We start from the raw sequence: 22,295 nt of genomic DNA, 5'->3' as shown, positions 1-22,295 counted from the left end.
CCCTTCGGCCGACGCTTATTCAGGCGTCCCGCCCGCCGGGGGCCGTCCGGCGCCGCAGCCTGGGCCGTACGCCCCGCAGCCACAGCACGAGGAGCAGCGCCGCCACCGCCGCGAACGGCAGCACCGCGGCGAGGGCGACCGCGACCCAGCGCAGCGCCGTGACGAACGCGTCCCAGCCGCCCGCGAGCGCGTCCACGAACGACGGGTCGTCGCCGTTCTCGTCCACCGCCCCGGGCCGCTCGGTGAGCGAGAGCGTGATCGTCGCCATGCTCGTGCGGTCCTTCAGCGACGCCTGCTGGGCGAGCAGCGCCTCCAGGTCGGACTGACGGGCGCTCAACTCCCCTTCCAGGGTGACCACATCGCTCAGTTTCGTCGCCCTGTCCATCAGTTCACGCACCCGTGCCACGCTCGCCCGCTGTGACTTCACGCGGCTCTCCACGTCGACGACCTGGTCGGTGACGTCCTGGGCCTTCGCGTCGCGGTCGAGCAGCTTGCCGGTGCCCTCCAGCGCGTCCAGGACGTCCTTGTACGTGTCCTGCGGGACGCGCAGCACGACCCGGGAGCGCTCGCGGCCCTCGTCGTCGCGGGAGGTGTTCTCGTCCCCCACGATGCCGCCTGCGTCCTCGGCGACCGTGCGGGCGCGGTCCAGCGCCTCGGGCACGTCCTTGACGCGGACGGTGAGGTGCGCGGTGCGGATGATGTGCGTGCCGGTGAGCTCGGGCGGCTTCTTCTTGCCGGACTGATCCGCACGGCCGCCACCGGCCACCGCCTTGCTGCCGGAGTCGGCCCCGCCCTCCTGGGGGGCGGCATTGCCCGCCGCCTTGTCGCTGTCGCCACCGGAGTCGCTGGAGCCGCCGCTCGCGCTGCACCCGGTGAGCGCGAGGGCGGCGGCGAGCAGGAGGGCCGAGAGTGCCTGGACCGTGCGGTGCCCTGATGGGCTCTTGCTGGACGCGTACATACCGACGTACCCCCGAGAGTCGTGGTGAATGGTGCGCGGTGCTGCGGTGCTGCGGTGTGCTCCTTTGACGCCGGGGGAGGGCAGAACGATGGTTGCCGACCGGTCCCGATGGGGTCACGGTCGCGACTCGCGCTCCTCGTAGAGTGGAGGCATGCGCGAAACGGACACACGTACGGGTCATGTCGTCGTCATCGGTGGCGGGATCGCGGGACTGGCGGCCGCCCACCGATTGCTCGGCTCCGGAGCCCGCGTGACCGTTCTGGAGGCCTCCGACCGGCTCGGCGGCAAGCTGCTCCCCGGCGAGATCGAGGGCGTCCGCGTCGATCTCGGCGCCGAGTCGATGCTCGCCCGCCGCCCCGAGGCCGTCGCCCTCGCCCGCGAGGTGGGCCTCGCCGACCGGCTGCAGCCCCCCGCCACGGCCACCGCCGCGATCTGGACCCGCGGTGCCCTGCGCCCCATGCCCAAGGGCCACGTCATGGGCGTGCCCGGCGACGGGTCGGCCCTCTCCAGAGTGCTCTCCGACGAGGGGCTGCACCGCATCGAGCAGGACCGTGAACTGCCGCCCACCGAGGTCGGTGACGATGTCGCCGTCGGCGAGTACGTCGCCGCGCGCCTGGGCCGCGAGGTCGTCGACCGCCTGGTGGAGCCGCTGCTCGGCGGGGTGTACGCGGGGGACGCGTACCGCATCTCGATGCGCTCGGCCGTCCCGCAGCTCTTCGAGGCCGCCCGCACGCACGACTCCCTCACGGAGGGCGTCCGCGCCATCCAGGCCCGTGCCGCGCAGAACCAGCAGACCGGGCCCGTCTTCATGGGCATCGAGGGCGGCATCGGACAGCTGCCGCTCGCCGTGGCCGATTCGGTGCGCGCGCGGGGCGGCGAGATCCGCACCGGGACGCCGGTCACCGAACTGCGGCGCGCCCCGGAGGGCTGGCAGGTCACCACGGGGGAGGAGACCATCGACGCCGAAGCCGTGATCGTCGCCGTGCCCGCCTACGCCGCCGCCGCGCTGCTCGGCGTCGAGGCGCCCGCCGCGGCGGCCGAGCTCGCGGGCGTCGAGTACGCCTCCATGGCCCTGATGACCCTCGCGTACCGCCGCGGCGAGACCGACCTCCCCGAAGGCAGCGGTTTTCTCGTACCACCTGTCGACGGGCACACCATCAAGGCGTCCACCTTCGCGTCACGCAAGTGGGGCTGGATCGCCGACGAGGACCCCGACCTGCTGGTGCTGCGCACGTCGGTGGGGCGGTACGGCGAGACGGAGATTCTGCGGCGCGAGGACGCCGAGCTCATCGAGCTCTCCCGGCACGACCTGCGCGCGGCCACCGGCCTGACCGCCGACCCCGTCGCCACCCGCGTCACGCGCTGGCACGACGGCCTGCCGCAGTACCCCGTCGGCCACCACGCGCGCGTGGCCCGCATCCGCGAGCACGTGAGCAAGCTGCCCGGCCTCGCCGTGTGCGGAGCGGCGTACGACGGCGTGGGCATCCCCGCGTGCATCGCGAGCGCGTACGCGGCCGTCGACCAGCTGGGCGGCGACCTGGCCGGTGTGGAGGAGCTCACCCGCAACCCGGTGCAGAGCCTGCACGGCGGCGGAGGAGAATAGGGCCATGAGTGACGACGCCCCCGCCAAGAGCCCGAACGCGGGCAAGAAGGCCAAGGACCTCAACGAGGTCATCCGCTACACGCTGTGGTCCGTCTTCAAGCTGAAGGACCTGCTCCCCGAGGACCGCACCGGCTACGCGGACGAGGTCCAGGAGCTGTTCGACCAGCTCGCCGCCAAGGACATCACCGTCCGCGGCACGTACGACGTCTCCGGCCTGCGCGCCGACGCCGACGTCATGATCTGGTGGCACGCCGAGACCTCCGACGAGCTGCAGGAGGCCTACAACCTCTTCCGCCGCACGAAGCTCGGCCGCGCCCTCGAGCCCGTCTGGTCGAACATGGCGCTGCACCGCCCCGCCGAGTTCAACAAGTCGCACATCCCGGCGTTCCTCGCCGACGAGACGCCGCGCAACTACATCAGCGTCTATCCCTTCGTGCGCTCCTACGACTGGTACCTGCTGCCCGACGAGGACCGCCGTCGCATGCTCAAGGACCACGGCATGATGGCCCGCGGCTACCCCGACGTGCGCGCGAACACGGTCGCCTCGTTCTCCCTCGGCGACTACGAGTGGCTGCTCGCGTTCGAGGCCGACGAGCTGTACCGCATCGTCGACCTCATGCGTCACCTGCGCGCCTCCGAGGCCCGTATGCACGTACGCGAAGAGGTGCCGTTCTACACCGGGCGCCGCAAGTCGGTGTCGGAGCTGGTGGCGGGGCTCGCCTAGGTCTGTCGGGCGGAGGCCGGACCCTCCGGGTCCGGCCTCTCCGTCTGTCTCAGTGCTCCCTGGGCACTTCCGCCGCCCGTACGCCGGACGTCGGCCGGGGCTCCGTGTGCGGGGCGCACTCCGCGCGCCGCACAGGGACCCGGCCCTCCAGGAGATACGCGTCCAGGTGCTCGTTGACGCACTGGTTGGGGCCGCCGCCGATGCCGTGCGTGCCCGCGTCCCGCTCGGTCACCAGGACCGAACCGGCCAGCCTGCGGTTCAGCTCCCGCGCCCCCGCGTACGGCGTCGCGGCGTCCCGCTCGGCGGCCAGGATCAGCGTCGGGGGCAGGGCGCCCTCGGGCGTGCGGACGTCGACGGGCTGCTGCCGGGGCGCTGACCAGTAGGCGCACGGCAGGTTCATCCAGGCGTTGTCCCAGGTCTCGAAGGGCGCCACGCGCGCGAGGCGCGTGTTGTCGCGGTCCCAGGTCGCGAAGTCGGTGGGCCACGACGCGTCGTTGCACTCCACGGCCGTGTAGACGGCGTTGGAGTTCTCCTCCTCCGCGGCTCCCCTCGGCTCGGGCGCGGCCTGCTCGATCAACGGCTTCGGGTCGCCCTTCAGGTACGCGGAGAGCGCCGCGGCCCGCATCGGCCAGTAGTCGTCGTAGTACCCGGCCTTGAGGAAGGCGGACTGCAGCTGCCCGGGGCCGACGCTGCCGCCGGCGGGCTTGCGGGCCAGCTCGGCGCTCACCTTGTGATAGCTGCGCAGGACCTGTTCGGGCGTCCTGCCCAGGTGGTACGTCTTGTCGTGCTTGGCCACCCAGGCGCGGAAGTCCGCCCACCGCCGCTCGAACGCCATCGACTGTTCGAGGTTGTTGCCGTACCAGATCTGCGCGGGGTCGGGGTTGACCGCCGAGTCGAAGACCATGCGCCGCACGTGCGACGGGAACAGCGTCGCGTAGACGGCCCCGAAGTACGTGCCGTACGAGGCGCCCAGGAACGTCAGCTTCTGCTCGCCGAGCGCCGCCCGCACCACGTCCAGGTCGCGCGCGTTGTTCAGCGTCGAGAAGTGGCGCAGCCCGGGGTTGCGGGACGCGCACCCGCGCGCGTACGCCTTCGCCTGCGCGACGCGCTCGCGCTTGTACGCGTCGTCGGGGTGGACCGGTGCCTGCGTGGGCGCCTTGATGTAGCCCTTCGGGTCCTGGCAGGACAGCGGCGCGGAGCGGCCGACGCCGCGCGGGGCGTAGCCGACCAGGTCGTACGCCGCCGCGATGCGCTTCCACTCGGGCAGGGCGCCCACCATCGGGAAGTACGTGCCGGAGGCGCCGGGCCCGCCGGGGTTGAAGACCAGCGAGCCCTGCCGGGCGACCGCCTTGCCCCCGGCCTTCTTGGTGGACTTGGTGCGGCTGACGGTCAGTTTGATCTGCTTGCCCCGCGGGTGGGCGTAGTCGAGGGGCACGGAGACGGTGCCGCACCGGATGGACGGCGGGAGGCCCTCGGCCTTGGCGCAGGTGCCCCAGCGGATCCCGGCGGCCCCGGCGCGCTGGGCCGCGACGGCGCTGCCGTGCGTCTCGGGGGAGGGCGGGGTGCCGCTCGCGCTTCCCGTGGGGGCGGCGACGAGGGCGGTCAGGACCAGGGATCCGGCGGTTCCGTAGCGGGCGGCTGCTGCTCTCATCGCGCTTGTCTACCCCTTTTGTTCGGATGTGTGTCCGGGCGTACTCGAACAAAAGGGATGATTCGTGTGATAAACGACGAAGTAAAGCACCGCCCTGCCGGTGTCGGCTCAATGACCCCGTTGCGTCGCTCCCCGCTGCGGCCGGTGCGGCCGGTGCGGCCGGTGCGAGAAGGCCGCCCGCAGCTCCGGGTCGCCCGTGGCCCGGACCCCGCGCACCGCCACGGCGGTCAGCCCGTCACCGCGCGCGGGCAGGGCGCCGAGGAGCCGCTGACCCGCGGGGGACGCCCACCGCGTGTACGGATGGACCTCGACGCGGGCGATGAGCAGACAGGCCGTGCACACCAGGAGCGGCAGCGCGAACCAGACCCCGACGGGCACCTGGCCGCCCCCTGAACGCTCCTCGGACGGCATCAGCACGGCGACGGCGCCGAGGGCGAGGACCGCCACCGTCGCGGCCCGCACCTGGCGCACCGCGGCCGCGACGCCCGAACCGGCCTCCTCCGCGACGGCGAGGCCCGCCGTGACGAGCCGGTCCGCGAGGGCCCGCACGGGGTCGGCGGCGGCCGCGCCCTGCCGTATCTCCCCTATCCGCGACTGCCCGGCCGGGCCGATCGCGCCGAGCACCGAGCGCTCCATGTCGTCGCGGCCCACCGGGTCGACGACGGTCGCCCAGCCCGTGTGCGCGATCAGAAGGCGCCGGGTCTTGGCCATCGCGACGAGCGTCACGTCGGCGACGCGCGCGGGGCCGCCGGAGAGGAAGGCGGTCTCGTAGAGGGTGAGTTCGTGCCCGCGGCCCGCGGCCTTCTCCTGGGCGGCGGCGCGGCTCGCGGCGAGGCAGAGCCGACCGCAGGAGAGGCCTGCTGCGGCCCAGGCGAGGAGGAACAGAGGGACCCAGAACATGGCGGTGTTCTATGCGACGTCGCCGCATTGCGCCATGGCTTATTCACCATGCGGACACGGGGTGACGGGTAGATAACGTTCCGTTTGCCGCTCCACGGGCTCCACCAGCTCCACGGGCGTCACAAGCTTCACCGGGGCTTCGGGCGGGAGACAGCCGGGGGCAGCGGGAACGTGGGCGACGGGGTGACCGGCGTGGCCGAGCCGGGGGCGTCCATCGGGCCGGGCGGCGGCGGTGAGTGGGTCACCGGGCCCGCCGGGCCGGAGGTCGCCGCGTCCCGGGCGAGGCCGTCGAAGTCGACGAGGCCGGTGCCCTCCAGGACCTTGATGTGGTCGAGGACGGTGGTGTTGGTGTCGTCGGCCAGGGCGCGTACCAGCGAGTTGCGGGTGTTCGCGCGCACCTCGGCGACCAGGGAGAAGACCTTGCCGTGGGCGCGGCGCAGGATGTTCGCGAACTCCTGCTGGTACGCCTCGCCGCGCGCTTCGCTCAACTCCGCGAGCCAGGCGCGCTGTTGAGCGCTCGGCTGGCTGGGCAGTTCGAGGCTGAGCCGGGCAGCGACCTCGCGTACGCGCGCGTCCAGGAACGTGTGGCCCTCCACGAGGTGTTCGCCCGCGGTGCGCACGGCCTTGGTGGTGCCGCGCTCCTCGGCCTGCTGTCCGGCGGGCAGCTCCCACAGGCCCGCGAGGCGCACCTTGGTGATGAAGTCCCGGTCCAGGGCGGACAGCGGCCCGAAGTCGGTCGACACGGCCTCGGCGTTGAGCCGGTCGAGCCCGGTGCCCGAGCGGTCCTCGTAGGACCAGAGAGGGAAGAGCAGTGCGGCCAGGGTCGCTATGAGGCCCGCGACGATGAGGCCGGTGCCGTTGATGGTTCGGGATCGCATGACGCCTCCTGTTGCGCCACCGCACGTTAGTGCGCGCCAGGAGGAGCGCGGTCCGATACGGCCGGGAGTACGTCAACTGCCTTATGCGGGGCCTCGTGCGGCGGGCTCGGCGCACGCCCCCCAGGCGTGCGCCCTCAGGAGGACCCGCCTCCGCAGGACGAACTGCTGCCGCAGGACGAACTGCTGCCGCAGGACGAACTGCTGCCGCAGGAGGACCCGCCCCCGCACGACGACCCGCCTCCGCAGGACGAGCCGCCGCCCCCGCACGACGACCCGCCCCCGTCGTTCCCGCCGCCCGAGCCGCACCAGACGGGCGTGCCGCCGCCGCCCGAGGACGGATTCCATGGGCTCGGATCCTGGTACGGGATGGGGTGCGGGCCCGTGGCGGGCACCGGGCGGCCCCGGACCCGGGAGGCGGCGGCCAGGTGGGCCCGCAGGTCGGGATGGGCGGCCGGGAGGCCGCGGGTCGCCACCAGGTGGGCCGCGCCCGTGAGGTGGCGTGCCGACGCGACGTACTCGCGCAGGGCGTAACGCCCGGCGACGGTGCTCTGTTTCGACGTGACCGCGAGGCAGATCATGCCGCTCACCAGGCCGAAGACACCGGCCGGCAGCAGGGCCAGGAGGTCGTCGAGCGGCAGGTCGGGGCTGCTCGGCTCCCCGAGCACGCTGTCGAACGGCAGCGCCAGGGTCAGCATGGCGGCCACCACGAACCCGGGGACGCTCAGGAAGACCTGCACCCCGGCCCAGCGCCGCCACTTCCGCTGCCGTCCCGGCCGCACCACGAGGCCGCGCCGCGCGAGCGCCTCACCGGTCTCCTGCACCGGCGCGCTCCGCATCACGGCCGCCCGCAGCCAGTGCAGGGCGCCGTTGGGCGCCGCGGTGTGGGCGTTGATGACCGCCTGCTCGCCCGCGTTCCTTGCTGTCCGCCCGCTGATGCCGACGACGCCGGGCCCGGCGATGACAAGGCGGCCGTCCTCGTGCAGCCCCGCGATCAGCGCGTCGGCGGCGCGGGCGGGGCCGCCGGAGAGGAACGCGGCCTCCAGAGTGCCCCGGACGAACACGCCGTGCTCGGCGTCGAGCGGAGGGCGGGCCCGGTGCGGGGGCCGCGTGCGGCGGGCCGCCGCCACGCCCCGGATCAGCTCCATGGTGGCGAGCGAGACGATGAGCGTGTACACGATGACGACGATGCTCATGACGTCACCGCCTCAGCAGGACGCGGCGGGTGGCGTGCAGCAGCCTGGTGCCGGGCCGCCGCGACAGCGGCGCGGGACCCGAGCGCTCCAGCCACCAGTCGCTCAGCCGTCGCCGGTCGTCCGCGTCCCCGGGCCGCCCGGCGAGCAGCAGGTGCTCGGCGAAGTGCAGCGCGTCCTGGCGGTAGCCGCCGGTCATCGGGCGGGTCCTGGCGTACGTGAGGAACTCGGTGCGGTACGCCGCGCCCAGGATCCCGGGCAGCTCGGGCGCGACCTTCGCGACGACGTCGGCCCGCTTGGCGGCCAGGGCGTGGCTCTGCACCTTCAGGCGCGTGTGGTCGAAGCCCTCGGGCGCCGGGGTGCCCGCGACGAGCGCGGAGAGCAGGGCGGCCTGGGTGAGCGCGGTGCGCTGGCGGGCGGCGGGGGAGGCGTGCGGCGGCTCGCTCGGCAGGGCTGCGGTCTGTGCGGGCAACTCGGGCAGCTCGGGCAGCTCGAGCAGCTCACCGGAGGTCTTGACGGTGGCCCGTATCGTGTCCAACTCCCTTTCCAGCTCGGCCGGTTCGGGGAAGTTCTCGTCCCGCTCCAGGAGGATGCCCGGCGGGCGGACGCGCGACGCGAGGTCGGCCAGGATCGCGAGAACGGGCTCGGGCACCGGGTGTGCGTGGCTGTCGTGCCACACGCCGTCGCGCTCGAAGCCGCCCGCCACATGGACGTAGGCGATGGCCTCGGCGGGCAGTTCGTCCAGGGCCTTCGCCGGGTCCTCGCCACGGTTGACGTGGTTGGTGTGGAGGTTGGCGACGTCGATGAGCAGCCGTACGCCGGTGCGCTCCACGAGCTCGTACAGGAACTGCCCTTCCGTCATCTCCTCGCCGGGCCAGGCGAGGAGCGCCGCGATGTTCTCCACGGCGAGCGGCACGGGCAGCGCGTCCTGTGCGATGCGGACGTTCTCGCAGAGCACGTCGAGCGCGTCACGGGTGCGCGGCACCGGAAGGAGGTGCCCGGCCTCCAGCGGCTGGGTGGCGGTGAGGGCGCCGCCCGCGCGTACGAACGCGATGTGCTCGGTGACCAGCGGCGAGCCGAGGGCCTGCGCGCGTTCGGCGAGCGCGGTGAGCCGCCCCTCGTCGGGGCGGTCCGCGCCGCCGAGCCCCAGCGAGACGCCGTGCGGCACGACGGTCACGCCGCGCTCGCGCAGCCGCAGCAGGGAGTCGGGCAGATGCCCCGGGCAGAGGTTCTCCGCGACGGCCTCGACCCAGTCGATGCCGGGCATCGCCTCGACGGCGTCCGCGATCTCGGGCCGCCAGCCGATCCCCGTCCCCAGTCGCAGCTCCGCACTCCGCATGTCGCTCCCCCTTCGTCCCCAGGCCCCCCGGCCCCCGGTCTCCCGGCCCCATTCTCCCTGGACCATGACCATGACCCGGGCAGGCGGCGGCGAACCCTCGCGTGGAGACGTTCAGAGCTACATTTGAGGTTCCGGCCGGCCGGTGTTCACCTCGCCGGGCGGCGCGGGTGAGGGCCGGGACGTGGTCGACACGTCACCGCTCGGCCCGGCGGGCGGCGGCTCCGGGGGAGTCGCACCGGACGGCGGCGGCGGAGGGCCTGTGGGGCTGGCGGTCGAGGCCGCCGCGGCGCCGTTCGCGATCGCGTCGAAGTCGACGAGCCCGGTGGACTCCAGCATCGTGATGTGATCGAGGACGGTCTGGTTGGAGTCCGTGGCGAGCTGCCGGACGAGCGAGTTGCGGGTGCTGTCGCGGACCTGCGCGATCACGGCGAACACCTTGCCGTGCGAGGCGCGCAGCAGGTTCGCGAACTTGCGCTGGTACGTCTCTCCGCTCGCCGCGGTCAACTCGTCCAGCCAGCCCTGCTGCTGCTCGGTGGGTTGGTTGGGCAGCTCCACGCCGAGCTGCGCGGCGGCCGCGCGGACCCGCTTGTCGAGGTCGGTGTGGCCCACGATGAGGTGGTCCCCGGCCGCCTTGACGGCCTCGGTCGGCGCGCGTTCGACGGCCTGCTGGCCCGCGGGTATCTCCCACAGCCCCGCGAGCCGCACCTTGACGAGCAGATCCCGGTCGGCCGCGGAGAGCGGCCCCCACCGGGTGGCGACGGACCCGGCGGCCAGATTGGCCTGACCGGTCCCGGAGCGGTCGGCGTAGGACCACACGGGGAACGCGATCGCGCCCAGCGTGGCGACGAGTGCCGCGATGATCAGAGCCGTGCCGTTGACGCGCCGCAAGGTGCCTCCCGTGCTGCTTCTGTGTCGCCGGTGGTACCGGGGAGTACGGAAGATACGGGCGGGGTGTTCAACCGCGCGAGATCCAGGACGAGATCTAGGACGAGATGGAGGACGAGATGGAGGACAGGTGTGCGGGGGAGCGTCCCAAGTGGGTGAGTACGTGGTCCAGGGGCGAGGCGTCGGCCGGTGCGGGGAGCGGGGGTGCGAACGCGGCGCCGGGGCCCCGCCGTTCGGGCTCCGCGGGCACGCGCCGCGCGACGGCGAGCGCGGCGCCGGTCACGTCGTCGGGGAAGGCGACGGGGACGCCGAGCGTGACCGCGACGTCCCACGCGTGCACCACGTAGTCGAGGAGATGGAACCCGACGGCGACCCGCCCGGGAAAACTTCCCCCGATCTCGGGCAGCACGAACTCCCGCTCCGTTCCCGCCACTTCGTACTCGGCGAAGGCGGCGATGAGGTGCCGTACGGACTCTTCGTAGCGCGCCGCCGGGTCACGCCCGAGGTCGTGCTCGATCCAGTACGTCCGGTCGTCGCCCGCGCCGCGCGCGGCCGCCGCGAAGCCGTGGTGCTGGGCGGTCATGTGGGTCACGAGACGGCGCAGGGTCCAGCCCGCACAGGGGGTGGGGCGCTCCCAGTCCGCCGTGTCACGGGCGGCGGAAAGCACCCGGAGCGACGTCCGGACGGCGGTGCGGTCGAGGGCGACGAGCTCGGTCACGGCGTACCTGCTTTCTGAGGGGTGCCGAGACCTGAGCATAAAACTAAACGAACGGTCGTGCGTACAATTTTTGATGGCGGGTGGCGACGGAGGGGTAAGCGTTAGGGGTCAGGGGAGTTGAGGCACCAGCGACGAGTCTGTCGCCGCCCCGCGCAGCCGTGCCGTGATGGCCGAGCCCGCCCGCCGGTACGCGTCCGGCGCCCCGTGCAGGACCGCGCGCACGTTGGCCGTCTCCATGAAGGCGATCAGTTCGAAGGCGAGTTGGCCGACATCCGTGTCCGCCCGCAGCTGACCGGCGTCGAGGGCTTCGCCGAGGCGGTGCTCCACCTGTGCGGTCCAGCCGCGGTCGGCGTCGGCCAGCGCGTCGTGTACCGCCCCTTCGCGTGCGTCGTACTCGGCGATCGCCCCGTAGAAGAAGCACCCCCCGGGAAAGACGCGCCGCTCGGAGTAGTCCAGCCAGGCCGCGCAGAGCCGCCACACCCGCCCGATGCCGGGCGGCTCCTGCTCGGCGGGCTCGACCACCGCGTCGAGGACGATGCGGCCCGCAGCCCTGATGGTCGCCAGTTGCAGCTCCTCCTTCGACCCGAAGAGCGCGAACACCCCGCTCTTGCTGAGGCCCAGTTCGGTGGCGATCCGCCCGAGGGAGAGGGCGTCGAGCCCTTCGACGGAGGCGATGTCGACGGTGCGGCGCAGCACGAGGCGGCGGGTCTGGTTGCCGCGCTCGACGCGTCCGTCGAGCCGGGATGGCGCCGTTGCCTCGTGTTCCGCTCTCACTCGCACGCTTCCTCTTCTGTTCCCGGCTGCTCTGTTCCCGGCTGCTCTGCTCCCGGCCGCCGCGGTGGGCGCTTCGTGCGTACACCGTAGCGCCCGATGAGACCCGCGTCGACGGCTCCTTCCCAGCTCAGACGGGTAATTCCACTTCAGGCAATGATCCCGTGCCGAAGTTCCCATTGTGGCAACGCCGGGCCCCTCCGCAGGATGAGGGACGTACCGAAACGGCACGACCGGAACGACCTACGAGGTAACAATGATCGTCATTACTGCTCCCACCGGGAACATCGGCCGCCACCTGCTCCCCCTGCTCCTGGAGTCCGCCCCCGCCCGCGGCGAACAGCTGCGCGTCGTGGTCCGTGACCCCGCCCGGCTCTCCGACGAGGTGCGCGAGCGGGTCGAGGTGATCAGCGGCTCGCACGGCGACGCCGACGTCGTCGACCGGGCCTTCGACGGCGCGGACGCCGTGTTCTGGCTCGTCCCGCCGGACTCCTCGAAGACGCCGGAGGAGGCCTACACCGGCTTCACCCGGCCCGCCGCGAAGGCACTCACCGCCCACGGCGTCAGCCATGTCGTCGGCGTCTCCGCACTCGGCCGCGGCACCGCGGTCGCCGGCCGTGCCGGACTGGTCACCGCCTCCCTCGACCTGGACGACTTCATCGCGGACACCGGCGTCGCCTACCGGGCGCTGGCCAACCCGTCCTTCTTCGAGAACCTCCTCGAAGAGGCCGACTCCCTCCGCGAGCAGGGTCTCTTCACCGACGCCGCCGACCCCGACCGCAAGGCCCCCTTCGTCTCCGTCGCCGACATCGCCGCGGTCGCCGCCGACCTCCTCCTGGAGCGCTCGTGGACCGGCACCGGCAGCGTCCCGCTCCACGGGCCGCAGGACCTGTCGCCGAACGACCTCGCCCGCATCATGACCGAGCAGCTCGGCCGCCCCGTCCGCTTCGAACGCCAGCCGCTCGACGAGATGTACACCACCCTCGTCGGCTACCGCCTCAACGAGGCGTTCGTGCAGGGCATCTGCGACATGAAGCGGGCCAAGGACGAGGGTCTCGACGAGGGAGTCGCCCGCACCCCGGAGGCCGCCGCGCGCACCACCTTCGAGCAGTGGTGCGCCCAGACCCTCAAGCCCGCCGTCCACGCCTGACCCGCAAAACCCATTGCACGCCTGACCCGCAGAACCCATTGCACGCCTGACCCGCAGAACCCATTGGAGGCACCTTTCATGTCCACCCAGGAATCCGCACCGCCCGTCACCGCGTTCATGCTCGTCAAGACCACACCCGAATGGCTCGCCATGACCCCTGAGCAGCGAGTGGACGCCTTCGTGACCGAGGTCATCCCCGCGATCAAGGCCAAAACCACCGGCGTCCGGTCGCGCTTCTACGACACGGAGTTCTACTCCACCCGCGTCACCGACGTCTGGGTCTGGGAGGCCGACGACCACAACGCCTACCAGCTCCTCGTCGACGCGCTGCGCGAAACCCCCTTCTGGGACCGCTACTTCGACGTCGTCGACCTCCTGGTAGGCACTGAGAACGGCTACGCCCGTACCTATGGCGTGGACGCCGTCACCACCATCAGCACCTGACCGTCAGCACCTGACCGTCACTTGGCCGTCAGCGCCGCGGGAGCGTTCCGACGCGGTCCACCCCTTCGACCGCGACGGTCTTGCCGGGGGCGATCTCGGTGAAGCCCGCGTCGCGGACCACCGGGTTGCCGCCCGCGGTCACCTCGCGCCAGTGATCCTCGTCGGCGGTGCGGACGGAGAACGGGAAACCGGCGTCGCGCCAGGCCGCGCGCTCCTCGTCCGACAGCTCCCACCAGGCCAGCTGGGCGCCGTGCCCCGCCTGGGCCATCGACTTGCCCGCCGTCATCTCGACGTGGGGGTTGAGCCAGAGCACGGGGTGCGTGCTGTCGGGGCCGGGCGGCGGCTCCGGATCGTCGAGTTCGGTGCCGGACACCTGGAGCCGGGCCAGTTCCTTGGGCCAGCCGTCCAGGGGTACGGGCGGGAAGACGCGGACCTCCGCGGACTTGCCGGTCACCGTGATGCCGGGCAGCGCCTCGGCCTTGCGCCACTCGGCGCCCCTGGCCCGCCGCACCACCTTGCGGATGCGGGCGTCCTGCCAGTCGCGCATCGCCTGCGCCCACTCGCCGTCGCCGACGGAGCGCTCGTCGCTCAGCATCACCAGGACGGCGCGGGCCGCGGTCTCCAGCGCGTCCGTGCGGGCCGGGGGAGCGCCGCGCTCGATCCGCGCGACCAGGGGCAGCACGTACTGCGGGGCCTCGTCGCGCGAGGCGATCTCGTGGTTGAACGGGCTGCCCTCCGCGGGCGGCCCGTCGGGGGTGGTCGTCTCGTCGCTGCTCACACCAGCCAGTCTGCCAGGCTCCTCCCGGCTGTCGCCCCGGGCCCGTGCGCGAGGATGGCCCGCATGGAACGTGATCTCGCCGTACGGCTCGACGGGGTGGGCCGTCGTTACGGCATGGGCGGTGCGTGGGTGCTGCGCGGCGTCGACCTCGGCATACCGAAGGGCGCCCTGGTACGCATCGAGGGTGGCAACGGCACAGGTAAATCAACCCTGTTGAGGCTCCTCGCCGGTATCGACGCGCCCTCGGAGGGACGGGTGTCCGGGCGTCCGCGCACGGCGTTCGTGCCCGAGCGGTTCCCGGCCGCGCTGCCCTTCACGGCGGTCGGCTACCTCACGCACATGGGCAGCGTCCACGGCCTCGCGCGGAGCGTGGCCCGCCGCCGCGCGGCACAGTGGCTGGAGCGCTTCGGCGCCGACGGGTACGCGCGGACGCCGCTGGCCGAGCTCTCCAAGGGCAGCAGCCAGAAGGTCGCCGTGGCGCAGGCCCTGCTTGCCGACCCCGGGCTCCTGATCCTCGACGAGGCATGGACGGGCCTGGACGCCCGCGCCCGCGCCGAACTCGACCGCGCGGTGGGCGAGCGCACGGCGGCGGGCGGCTCCGTGGTCTTCGTCGACCATGACCCGCGCCGCCTCCAGGGGGTGGCGGACGAGACGTACGTACTGGCGGGCTCGGCGCTGAACCGCCGTACGCAGCAAGCGACTTCGCAGCCGTGGCAGGGGCCGACGGTCCTCATCGAGACGCAGGGACCGCCCGGCGCCGGACTCCCGGCCCCGGTGGCGGCAGCGGCTGCGGAGGTGTCGGCCGTGGCGGTGGAGGTGTCGGCCGTGGCGGCGGGCCCGGACGCCCCCGCCGGTCTCACGCGCCTCACGGTCCCCGAGCCCCACTCGGACCGGGTCCTGCGGGACCTGCTGACGGCGCGACCGCCGTGGCACGTGGCGAAAGTGGTGAAGACCGCGGAAGCGGCAAGGACCTGCGCGGCGAAGACCTGCGCGGCGAAGACGGTGGACGGGGAGGGGCTGGGATGGCGGTGATGCGTGCCCTGCTGCGCTACCAGACCGACCTGCTGATGCGGTCCCAGCGGTGGCTTCCGCCCGTGATTCTGTACGCCGTCTTCCTCGGCATCGGCGTGCAGGGCGGACAGCCCGTCCTGGACTCGCTCGCGTACGCGGCCGGTGGGCTGCTGCCCGTGACCGCCTGGCTGGTACGGATCTGTGTCACCAACGAGCCCCCCGCGTCCCGCAGTTGTGCCGCAGCGGCCGCGGGGCCGGGGCGGGCCCACCTCGCCGCGCTGCTCGCCGCCCTGCTCGCGGCGTCCGTGCTCGGCGCGGCGGCGGTCCTCGTGGTGACGGTCATCAGCGATGCGTCGAGCACGAACGCGCGGCTGCCGGTGCCACGGCTTCCGGCGGGCGCGGCCGGGCTCCTCGCGATGCTCGTCAGCACGCTGCTCGGCACGGCGCTCGGCGCGCTCGCCAACTGGCCGCTGCTGCGCTCCGCCGGGCGGGCCGTCCCCGCGCTGCTGCTCGGCGCACTGTTCCTGCTGGTCACCACGGGCTCCCCGGCCAAGTCGGTCCTCACCGACCTGACCACGGGGTCGCGGGAGGGCGCGGTGCCGGTGCCGGTGGGCGCGCTCGCGGGGGCGCTGGCCGTCGCGGCGGCGGCGATGTGGGGGGCGTGCGCGCTCAGTTCGCGGCGGAGCTGACCGGAGCGCCTCAGTGCCTCAATGCCTCAGCGCCTCATCCCGAGCACGCCGAGCGCTGCGCCTCCTGCCACGCGCAGACCGGGCATGCCGGTCAGCCTAGCTCCGTGCCCGCGTGGCCCCCGCCGCCCCCGACGACCTGATCTGTTCCGACACCCGCACGAACCGGTACCCGCGCTCGCGCAGCTCGGGGACGATCGTGCGCAGGGCGCGCTCCGTCGCGGGCGCCGCGCTGCGCGTGCAGTGCATGACGACGACCGAGCCGGGCCGCACCCCGTCGAGCACCTGCCGGGCCACCGCGCCGGAGTCGGTCGCGAAAGCGTCGCCGCTGACCACGTCCCACTGCACCGCGGTGACGCCGCCGGGCGCGAGGGCGCGCAGGGCCTGCCGGTCGTAACAGCCGCCGGGGAAGCGGAAGTACGGCACGGGGTGCTGGACACCCGCCGTACGGAACGCGGCGAAGGCCCGCTCCATGTCGGCGCGCATGCGGGCGGCGGGCACGGTGGGCAGGCCGTAGCAGCTGCCGGTGAAGGCGTGGTGGCTGTACGAGTGGTTGGCGACCTCGAAGAGCGGGTCGCGGCCGATGTCCTTGGCCTGGCCCCCGTACTCCTCGGCCCACCGGCCCGTCATGAAGAACGTGGCGGGCACGTTCAGCCGTCGCAACGTGGCGACGAGGGCCGGGTTGTCGAACCGTTCCCCGGCCGCCGCGCGCCGCCCCTGGTCCGCGGTCATGTCGGCGTCGAAGGTGAGGGCGACGGTGCGGCCGTGCTTGCGGGAGCCGTTCGTGAACACCGGCGTCAGGCCAGTGGGGCCCGGCGCGAGCGTGGGCGGGGCGGACGGCGAGGGGGCGGCGGTGCCCGCCGCGGTCCGGTCGGGACGGCCCGCGTGACCGGGCGTGGCGGGGGCGCCGGCGCATCCGGCGAGGGCGGCGGTCAGGGTGCCGAGGGCGCAGAGCGCGGCGCATCTCCGTACGAGAGTGATCACCAGGTGAAGATATAGGCATTAATACGGAAAATAGGACAAGCGGTCGTGCCGCCACACCCCTCGCCACCCGTCCGGGGCCACCCACCCCCATCCGTCCGGGCCTCCATCCCCGTGCGTCGGGCCCCCGGCGCTCAGCTCACAGCCAGCCGTCCAGAGAGCTCATGAACCCGTCGAAGTCGTCGCGATGGATGGTGTGCCCCGCGCCCCGGACCGTACGCACCTCGAAGCCACGCCGGGCCAGCTCCGCCTTGAGCGCGGCGTCGACGACGATGCTGGGGTCCGCCACCTGCACCAGCGACGGCACCACGGGCGCGGCCGGAGTGCCGTCGACGGCGCCCGCGCCGGAGATCGACAGCGCGGTGTCCGGATCCCAGGCGGCCAGCGTGGCGACCTCGACGTCCACGTCGGCCGCCTCCCAGCGAGGGTTGAACTTCGCTATCAGTGCGCGCGGGACCCGCTGGAACTCCACGAATGTCGCGGGGTCGACCGCGCCCTCGGCGTCGAGCGCCCACGCGGGGTCGGAGTAGACGGCCCGCGCGGGGGCGAGCCGCTCCACCGCGAGAGCCAGCGCGAGGCCGCCGAGCGAGTGCCCGATCGCGAGCTCGGCACCGGCCGGGAGGGTCTCGACGAGGTCGTCCGCGAAGATCTCCGCACCGTAATCGCCGCGCCCGCTCGCCCCGTGCCCCCGCAGGTCGACGCCGATCACGCGGTACCCCTTGCCCGCGAGGGCGGGCCCCACGCGCCGCCACGTGCGGTGGTCCGACATGATCCCGTGGACCAGGAGGGCGACGCGGTCGCCGGTTCCCCACTCGTGGGTGTGCAGCTTCATGGTGGTCCTTTCCTCTGCGCGTCTCTTCGGCGCGACCCGCTCGTCTGCGGGTGATCCCCACGGTATGACGCACAGAAGGTGGCCTACACACGGACAATGCGGCCACGGGGCACGTCGAGGCGTCCTCGGATCAGTCCCAGAAGTGACGGAGGGAACCACGATGCGGCCGGTACAGCGCGACGACGTACGGCAGTTGGCGAAGACATGGATCGACCGGGCCCGCGCCGACGCGCTGCGGAGCGGCGAGGAACCGCCGCCCGCCGTCGACGGCATGCCCGACGAGCAGCGCACACATCTGTTCCGCGAAGCGCACTACTGGCACACGCTCGCGTCCGGCATGTTCCTGGAGCAGTCCGCGCCGCCCCGCCCCACCGAGGCGAACGTCCGGGCCATGCGCGCTCACCTGCGGGCGTGCTGCGAGCAACTGCGCTCGATGATGGCGGCGCGCGGCGAGCTGCTGCCCGAGGGCACCCGCGAACAACTCGCGGCGATCGAGCTGCGCGTGGCCGGGTCGCTGGACCTGGCGGAGAAAGCGGGTCCGGTCTGGGCCCGGGACGCCGACGCCGCCTGGCACGAACTGATGCTGTGGGCCCGCCTCCTGGACTACGACCCTTCGCACTCGACCGACGCATGGGTCCCGGAGGGGTGGAACGACTTCGCCGGTCTGTACCTGGCGTAGGGGTTACCTGGTGCAGGGGCTCCGGCCCGAAGTGGAACGGACGACCGACGGCAACCCTCTTCCCAGATGGCCGAGTACGGCGCTGACGTCCCGCTCACGCGCCCCGTCCGCCCCACCCGTCACAGCACTCCGGATATGCCCGGCATAGCCCATCACCTGGTCGTTTATCGGTTGTTGATCGGATCTGGAGATTCTTTGCAGGTCCGTGTCCAGCGCGGATGACGGAAACGACCGGAGGTATCCCCATGAAGGCTGTCCGTTCCCTCAAGAAGAAGATCACCGGCGAGAAGAGCCTCAAGTCCTACGCCTGGTACATCTGGTACTAGGCCGACGGCAGGCATCGGCGCGCATCCCGCGCCGGTGCACATCCCTTTGCACATCCCTTTGCACATCCCTTAGGGACGCAACGCGCCGTCGAGGCCCGTGTCCGGTGTGCCCATCGGCCCGCCGGGCACGGGCCTCCCGCTCTGGGAGACCCCGATGTCCATCTCCGGTACCGACCGGCTCGCGCGCACGACCGAGTTCACGCCGCGCCTCGCCGCCCTGCTGCGCGACCACCGCGGCCAGGACCTGTTCCGCCTCGACGACGACACCGTCGGCGTCGCCGGGCCCGCCCTGACCGACCGGGTCCTCGCCGCGCGGCTGGCCACCGACCGCGAACGGCCCACCTTCAAGCCGCTGCAAGGGCGTCCCATCCCGCGCACCGAGGCGTCCACCGTCATGCAGGCCATCGGCCGGGACGTGCGGGCGGCCCTGAAGAAGCCCCTGCCGGGCAGCATCGACCTCTCCGGAGCCTGGCCGCACGTCGGCCACGTCCATCTGCGCGACCTGGTCCTCGGCGCCGACCCGTACCGGCTGCGCATCCTCATGGACCGCACCCTGGAGCTGACGCCCAAACTGACCTGGGCGGTCATCGCCACCGGCGCCGCCCTGCCCGGCAGGCTCCGTCCGGGCGCGCCCGTGACCAGCATCGCGGGCCTGACCGCGAACGCCACGACCTACGGCGACCGCCGCTACGCCATGGGCCTGTACCGGCGGGCCGCCGCCCCGGTCTGCTTCACCGTCTCCACGCTCGTCGCCAACGCGTACTGGCTCGGAGCGCCCTTCGACGGCGACACGCCGAACGAGCACATCCTGTACGAGTCCATGCGGCTGCTGCCGCCGTCCTGGAACCTCCTGCGGAACGCGTCCCCCGAGTACTCCGCCCTCGACGACCGCATCGGCAAGGGCGACGACATTCTGCTGCTGCCGCTGCTCAGCCACCGCGACCCGGAGCTCTGGGACGACCCCGACGCGTTCCGCCCCGAGCGCTGGGCCACCCTCGACCCCGACAACCACCCCGGCTACCTCCCCTTCGGCCACGTCTCCGAACGCTGCTGGGGGCGGCACATGGTGATGCCGCTCGCCGGGATGCTGCTCGACATCCTGCGCGCCGAGGGCGTGGGCGTCGACCCGCGCCAGACCACCGCGAAGGTGCCGCTCGCGGGGCTGCTCGGGGTGGACAAGGTGCGGCTCATACGGCGGACGGCCGGCCGGTGACGGCTGGTCAGCGCCCCGACCCGGCGTCGAGCGCGCTGAGCGCGGCCCGTACGCGGAGCGCGTCGGGGCCCGCAGTGACGTCCAGGCCCGTGATCTCGGCGGCGCGGCGCAGCCGGTAGTCGACCGTGTTGGGGTGCACGCACAGTTCCTGCGCGGTGCGGCGCCTGCTGAGCCCGCAGCGCAGGTGCGCGCGCACCGTGTCGAGGAGTTCGGGGCGGGCCGTCAACGGCCGTACGAGCCTGGCCAGTTCGTCCCTGGCCGGACCCGGGCGCATCAACTGGTACTCAAGGAGCACGTCGGGGAGCCGGTGCAGTCCCGGCGGCCGTTCCGACGCGGCCGCCACCCGGCGCACCTCCCGGGCCAGGGCGACGGCGGCGGGGACGTCCTCCGGGGCGGCCGATGCCGCGCCCGCCATGATGTCGACGCCGGAGACCCGCCGCATATGGGCGACCGCGTCGGCCAGCCGGGCCCATTCCCGGTCGGTGACCCGGTCCGGCTCCGTGCGGCAGGGGATCAGCGCCAGGCCTCCGTCGCCGGACAGGGCGGACAGGACCGTGCCGTCGGCGTGCCGGTCGAGTTCGACGCGCAGGCGGCGCAGTTTGCGCTTGCCCGCGATGGCCGGGCTCACCCCGTCGAGCGCCTCGTCCGGGTGCGTGCCGACGGCGAGGTCCAGGATCAGGTAGCAGGGGGGCAGGTCGAGGCCCCAGCGGGCGGCGGTGCCCAGGGCGTCCGTGCCCTCGACGAGCGCGGTCAGCAGGGCCTGGCGCGCGGACTGCTCCTCGCCGAGGACCGCCTGGCGCTCGGCGAAGAAACCCGCCACCACGGTGACCGTCATGCGCTCGAGGAACTGCAGCACGAGGACGGTGACGGCCCGCACGTGCTCCAGGTCGTCCGCCGTGGCGTGGCCGAGCATCTGCTGCAAGCACTCCTGCGCGCCGACGTGGTAGGCCCGCACCACGGCCTCGACGGGCACGCCCTCCCCGGCACGCTTGGCCGCCGACTGACGCCACGCCAGAAGCTCGTTCTCGGTGGGAGGTCGGCCCGTGCGCAGCATGGCGGCGAAGGAGCCGATGCCCTGCTCGACGACTCTGCGGATCTCTCCCTTGAGCTGTTCGCCGGGCATCGTGTCGTAGACGGGCACGCCGTCGACGAGGCGGTCGAGGACGCGGCCGGTCAGCTCGGGGAGCGCGTCGCTCAGGCGCTGGTGGAGGTCGACGCCGTCGAAGGCCAGTGGCAGGGGCGTCCCGCCGTCGTGGTCCATGCCGCCCTCCCCGCCCGTCCCGAGATCGTTTACGCACCGGTAGCAAAAGTTGCTGGCCGCGGGCGGGGCGTCAAGGGCGCGGCGACCGGTGTGAGCGAGGTCTCCGGGGCGTAGGCGGGGGTTCGAAGACAGCTGTGAGCAGGTCTCCGGCTTTGTGACGGCTCACAAACGGCGCTCCTGATGTCTGGACGCCAGCCGGGGTCCATGCGGCGGTTGCTCCATCAGTCTTCTGCTGGGGCGCTCCCGCATACCGCGGCGGGCCGCCCCTCGTTGATCCGCCTGCCGCCACCCCCCACCCAGGAGAGCCCCATGCCAGTGACCGAGTCGTCCTCGCGCAAGCTCCGCACGGGACTGGCCTCCGCGGCCGTCTGTGCCGCCACCGCCCTCACCTTCTCGTCGGCCGCCCCGGCGCAGGCCGACGAGGGGCCGAAGCTCCGCGAAGGGGGTGTGGCGCAAGCCCTGTGGAACTACGTGAGCTCGCCGGGGGCCGTGCCCGGCGCCAACGACTGGTCGTGCAAGCCGAGTGCCGCGCACCCCGAGCCGGTCGTCCTGCTGCCGGGCACCTTCTTCAACTTCGGTGCCAACTTCGTGAAGACGGCGCCCCGGCTGAAGAACGCGGGCTACTGCGTCTACGCCATGAACTACGGCTTCACCTCGTCCTCTCTCGGCCGCGCCGGCGGCCTCGGCCCCAACCGTGAGTCGGCGGCCCAGCTCGACGCGTTCGTGGACAAGGTCCTCGCGTCGACGGGCACCAAGAAGGTGAACATCATCGGGCACTCGCTCGGCGGCAACGTCCCCATGTGGTGGATGAAGAAGATGGACGGCGCCCGCAAGGTCGACAAGTACGTGGGCTGGGCCCCGAGTTCGCACGGCTCGAACCTCGACGGGATCGTCGACCTCGGAGCCAAGCTGAACCTGATGGGTTTCGTGAACCACCTGGCGGACGTGGGGCGCTTCCCGGGCGTCGTCGAGCAGGCGAGCACCTCGGACTACATCCGCGAGATGTGGGCCGACGGCGACACCGTCCCCGACGGGCCGCGCTACACGGTCGTGATGACGAAGTACGACGCCGTCGTGACGCCGTACGCCACCCAGGCGCTCAAGGGCAAGGACGTCGACAACGTGGTCCTGCAGGACAAGTGTCCGACGGACCGCGCGGGGCACATGGGTCTCTTCAACGACGACCCGACGCTGCAGATCACCATGAACGCCCTTGCGGGCGGGCCCGCGGACTTCAAGCCCGTGTGCCGGGGCTTCGGTCTCCAGCTCCTGTGACCCTGGCGCGGTCCGCGGGCCCCCGCTGATCCGTCGCGGGGG

Annotated in this window: 23 protein-coding genes; 10 read left to right on the top strand and 13 right to left on the bottom strand. The window is 72.9% G+C overall.

Features of this window, described 5'->3' with window-relative positions; genetic code table 11:
* Positions 1 to 19: 19 nt before the first annotated feature.
* Positions 20 to 958: a DUF4349 domain-containing protein gene (locus ABZ953_RS19075; protein ID WP_361724830.1), complete on the bottom strand. Its 939-nt coding sequence runs from the start codon at positions 956 to 958 to the stop codon at positions 20 to 22.
* Positions 959 to 1,109: 151 nt separating this feature from the next.
* On the opposite strand from ABZ953_RS19075, the gene hemG reads away from it, so the two are divergent.
* The gene (gene hemG, locus ABZ953_RS19070; protein WP_361724827.1) at positions 1,110 to 2,561 is read left to right on the top strand and encodes a protoporphyrinogen oxidase; all 1,452 of its coding nucleotides are present in this window, start codon (positions 1,110 to 1,112) and stop codon (positions 2,559 to 2,561) included.
* A 4-nt stretch (positions 2,562 to 2,565) separates the two neighbouring features.
* Positions 2,566 to 3,285 carry a hydrogen peroxide-dependent heme synthase gene (gene hemQ, locus ABZ953_RS19065; protein WP_361724824.1) on the top strand — a complete coding sequence of 240 codons (720 nt, stop codon included), beginning with the start codon at positions 2,566 to 2,568 and terminating at the stop codon, positions 3,283 to 3,285.
* Between the two features lie 49 nt (positions 3,286 to 3,334).
* Here the strand turns inward: hemQ and ABZ953_RS19060 are convergent, their stop codons facing one another.
* From ABZ953_RS19060 to ABZ953_RS19025, 8 genes are all read right to left on the bottom strand, one after another.
* On the bottom strand, positions 3,335 to 4,936 hold the full coding sequence (locus ABZ953_RS19060; RefSeq protein ID WP_361724821.1) for an alpha/beta hydrolase: 1,602 nt from the start codon (positions 4,934 to 4,936) through the stop codon (positions 3,335 to 3,337).
* A 108-nt stretch (positions 4,937 to 5,044) separates the two neighbouring features.
* Complete coding sequence (locus tag ABZ953_RS19055) at positions 5,045 to 5,836, bottom strand: TIGR04222 domain-containing membrane protein (protein WP_361724818.1); 792 nt, start codon at positions 5,834 to 5,836, stop codon at positions 5,045 to 5,047.
* A gap of 128 nt (positions 5,837 to 5,964) precedes the next feature.
* Positions 5,965 to 6,714, bottom strand: a complete 750-nt coding sequence (locus ABZ953_RS19050; protein ID WP_361724815.1) for a DUF4142 domain-containing protein — start codon at positions 6,712 to 6,714, stop codon at positions 5,965 to 5,967.
* A gap of 134 nt (positions 6,715 to 6,848) precedes the next feature.
* On the bottom strand, positions 6,849 to 7,907 hold the full coding sequence (locus tag ABZ953_RS19045; RefSeq protein ID WP_361724812.1) for a TIGR04222 domain-containing membrane protein: 1,059 nt from the start codon (positions 7,905 to 7,907) through the stop codon (positions 6,849 to 6,851).
* Between the two features lie 4 nt (positions 7,908 to 7,911).
* Positions 7,912 to 9,243 (bottom strand): DUF692 domain-containing protein, encoded by a 1,332-nt coding sequence (locus ABZ953_RS19040; RefSeq protein ID WP_361724809.1) that lies wholly within the window; start codon positions 9,241 to 9,243, stop codon positions 7,912 to 7,914.
* 117 nt (positions 9,244 to 9,360) lie between these two features.
* Positions 9,361 to 10,131 (bottom strand): DUF4142 domain-containing protein, encoded by a 771-nt coding sequence (locus ABZ953_RS19035; RefSeq protein ID WP_361724806.1) that lies wholly within the window; start codon positions 10,129 to 10,131, stop codon positions 9,361 to 9,363.
* A 94-nt stretch (positions 10,132 to 10,225) separates the two neighbouring features.
* Positions 10,226 to 10,846, bottom strand: coding sequence for a TIGR03086 family metal-binding protein (locus ABZ953_RS19030; RefSeq protein ID WP_361724803.1), 621 nt, complete (start codon positions 10,844 to 10,846; stop codon positions 10,226 to 10,228).
* A 108-nt stretch (positions 10,847 to 10,954) separates the two neighbouring features.
* Positions 10,955 to 11,620, bottom strand: a complete 666-nt coding sequence (locus ABZ953_RS19025) for a TetR/AcrR family transcriptional regulator (RefSeq protein WP_361724800.1) — start codon at positions 11,618 to 11,620, stop codon at positions 10,955 to 10,957.
* Between the two features lie 253 nt (positions 11,621 to 11,873).
* Between ABZ953_RS19025 and ABZ953_RS19020 the strand changes: the two genes are divergently transcribed.
* Together ABZ953_RS19020 and ABZ953_RS19015 are read left to right on the top strand one after the other, a co-directional pair.
* Positions 11,874 to 12,767, top strand: coding sequence for an NAD(P)H-binding protein (locus tag ABZ953_RS19020; protein WP_361724797.1), 894 nt, complete (start codon positions 11,874 to 11,876; stop codon positions 12,765 to 12,767).
* Positions 12,768 to 12,845: 78 nt separating this feature from the next.
* Positions 12,846 to 13,211: a darcynin family protein gene (locus tag ABZ953_RS19015; protein ID WP_361724794.1), complete on the top strand. Its 366-nt coding sequence runs from the start codon at positions 12,846 to 12,848 to the stop codon at positions 13,209 to 13,211.
* A gap of 28 nt (positions 13,212 to 13,239) precedes the next feature.
* On the opposite strand, the gene ABZ953_RS19010 is transcribed toward ABZ953_RS19015, so the two are convergent.
* Positions 13,240 to 13,989 carry a peptidyl-tRNA hydrolase gene (locus ABZ953_RS19010; RefSeq protein WP_361724791.1) on the bottom strand — a complete coding sequence of 250 codons (750 nt, stop codon included), beginning with the start codon at positions 13,987 to 13,989 and terminating at the stop codon, positions 13,240 to 13,242.
* 63 nt (positions 13,990 to 14,052) lie between these two features.
* Between ABZ953_RS19010 and ABZ953_RS19005 the strand changes: the two genes are divergently transcribed.
* Positions 14,053 to 15,021, top strand: coding sequence for an ATP-binding cassette domain-containing protein (locus tag ABZ953_RS19005; RefSeq protein WP_361724788.1), 969 nt, complete (start codon positions 14,053 to 14,055; stop codon positions 15,019 to 15,021).
* Positions 15,021 to 15,689 (top strand): ABC transporter, encoded by a 669-nt coding sequence (locus ABZ953_RS19000; protein WP_361725095.1) that lies wholly within the window; start codon positions 15,021 to 15,023, stop codon positions 15,687 to 15,689. The genes ABZ953_RS19005 and ABZ953_RS19000 overlap by 1 nt, the downstream gene beginning before the upstream one ends.
* Positions 15,690 to 15,785: 96 nt before the next feature.
* Here ABZ953_RS19000 and ABZ953_RS18995 read toward each other — a convergent pair whose 3' ends face one another.
* Both ABZ953_RS18995 and ABZ953_RS18990 read right to left on the bottom strand, forming a co-directional pair.
* Positions 15,786 to 16,670 (bottom strand): polysaccharide deacetylase family protein, encoded by an 885-nt coding sequence (locus tag ABZ953_RS18995; protein ID WP_361724785.1) that lies wholly within the window; start codon positions 16,668 to 16,670, stop codon positions 15,786 to 15,788.
* A 136-nt stretch (positions 16,671 to 16,806) separates the two neighbouring features.
* Positions 16,807 to 17,499 (bottom strand): alpha/beta fold hydrolase, encoded by a 693-nt coding sequence (locus tag ABZ953_RS18990; RefSeq protein ID WP_361724782.1) that lies wholly within the window; start codon positions 17,497 to 17,499, stop codon positions 16,807 to 16,809.
* Between the two features lie 160 nt (positions 17,500 to 17,659).
* Between ABZ953_RS18990 and ABZ953_RS18985 the strand changes: the two genes are divergently transcribed.
* The 3 genes from ABZ953_RS18985 to ABZ953_RS18975 all read left to right on the top strand — a co-directional run bounded on the left by ABZ953_RS18985 (position 17,660) and on the right by ABZ953_RS18975 (position 19,717).
* On the top strand, positions 17,660 to 18,178 hold the full coding sequence (locus ABZ953_RS18985; RefSeq protein WP_361724779.1) for a hypothetical protein: 519 nt from the start codon (positions 17,660 to 17,662) through the stop codon (positions 18,176 to 18,178).
* Positions 18,179 to 18,396: 218 nt separating this feature from the next.
* A complete protein-coding gene (locus ABZ953_RS18980; protein WP_361724776.1) occupies positions 18,397 to 18,504 on the top strand; it encodes a tryptorubin family RiPP precursor in 108 nt (35 codons plus the stop codon).
* Between the two features lie 154 nt (positions 18,505 to 18,658).
* Positions 18,659 to 19,717, top strand: a complete 1,059-nt coding sequence (locus ABZ953_RS18975; protein ID WP_361724773.1) for a cytochrome P450 — start codon at positions 18,659 to 18,661, stop codon at positions 19,715 to 19,717.
* Positions 19,718 to 19,724: 7 nt separating this feature from the next.
* On the opposite strand, the gene ABZ953_RS18970 is transcribed toward ABZ953_RS18975, so the two are convergent.
* Complete coding sequence (locus tag ABZ953_RS18970) at positions 19,725 to 20,978, bottom strand: helix-turn-helix domain-containing protein (protein ID WP_361724770.1); 1,254 nt, start codon at positions 20,976 to 20,978, stop codon at positions 19,725 to 19,727.
* 309 nt (positions 20,979 to 21,287) lie between these two features.
* Here ABZ953_RS18970 and ABZ953_RS18965 point away from each other — a divergent pair, with 309 nt between their 5' ends.
* Positions 21,288 to 22,253: an alpha/beta fold hydrolase gene (locus ABZ953_RS18965; protein WP_361724767.1), complete on the top strand. Its 966-nt coding sequence runs from the start codon at positions 21,288 to 21,290 to the stop codon at positions 22,251 to 22,253.
* Positions 22,254 to 22,295 lie beyond the last annotated feature (42 nt).

Source organism: Streptomyces sp. NPDC046465, assembly GCF_040646035.1.
Classification (GTDB): Bacteria; Actinomycetota; Actinomycetes; order Streptomycetales; family Streptomycetaceae; genus Streptomyces.
The sequence above is the reverse complement of the archived record's forward strand: the minus strand, read 5'-3'. Positions and strand labels throughout refer to the sequence as shown.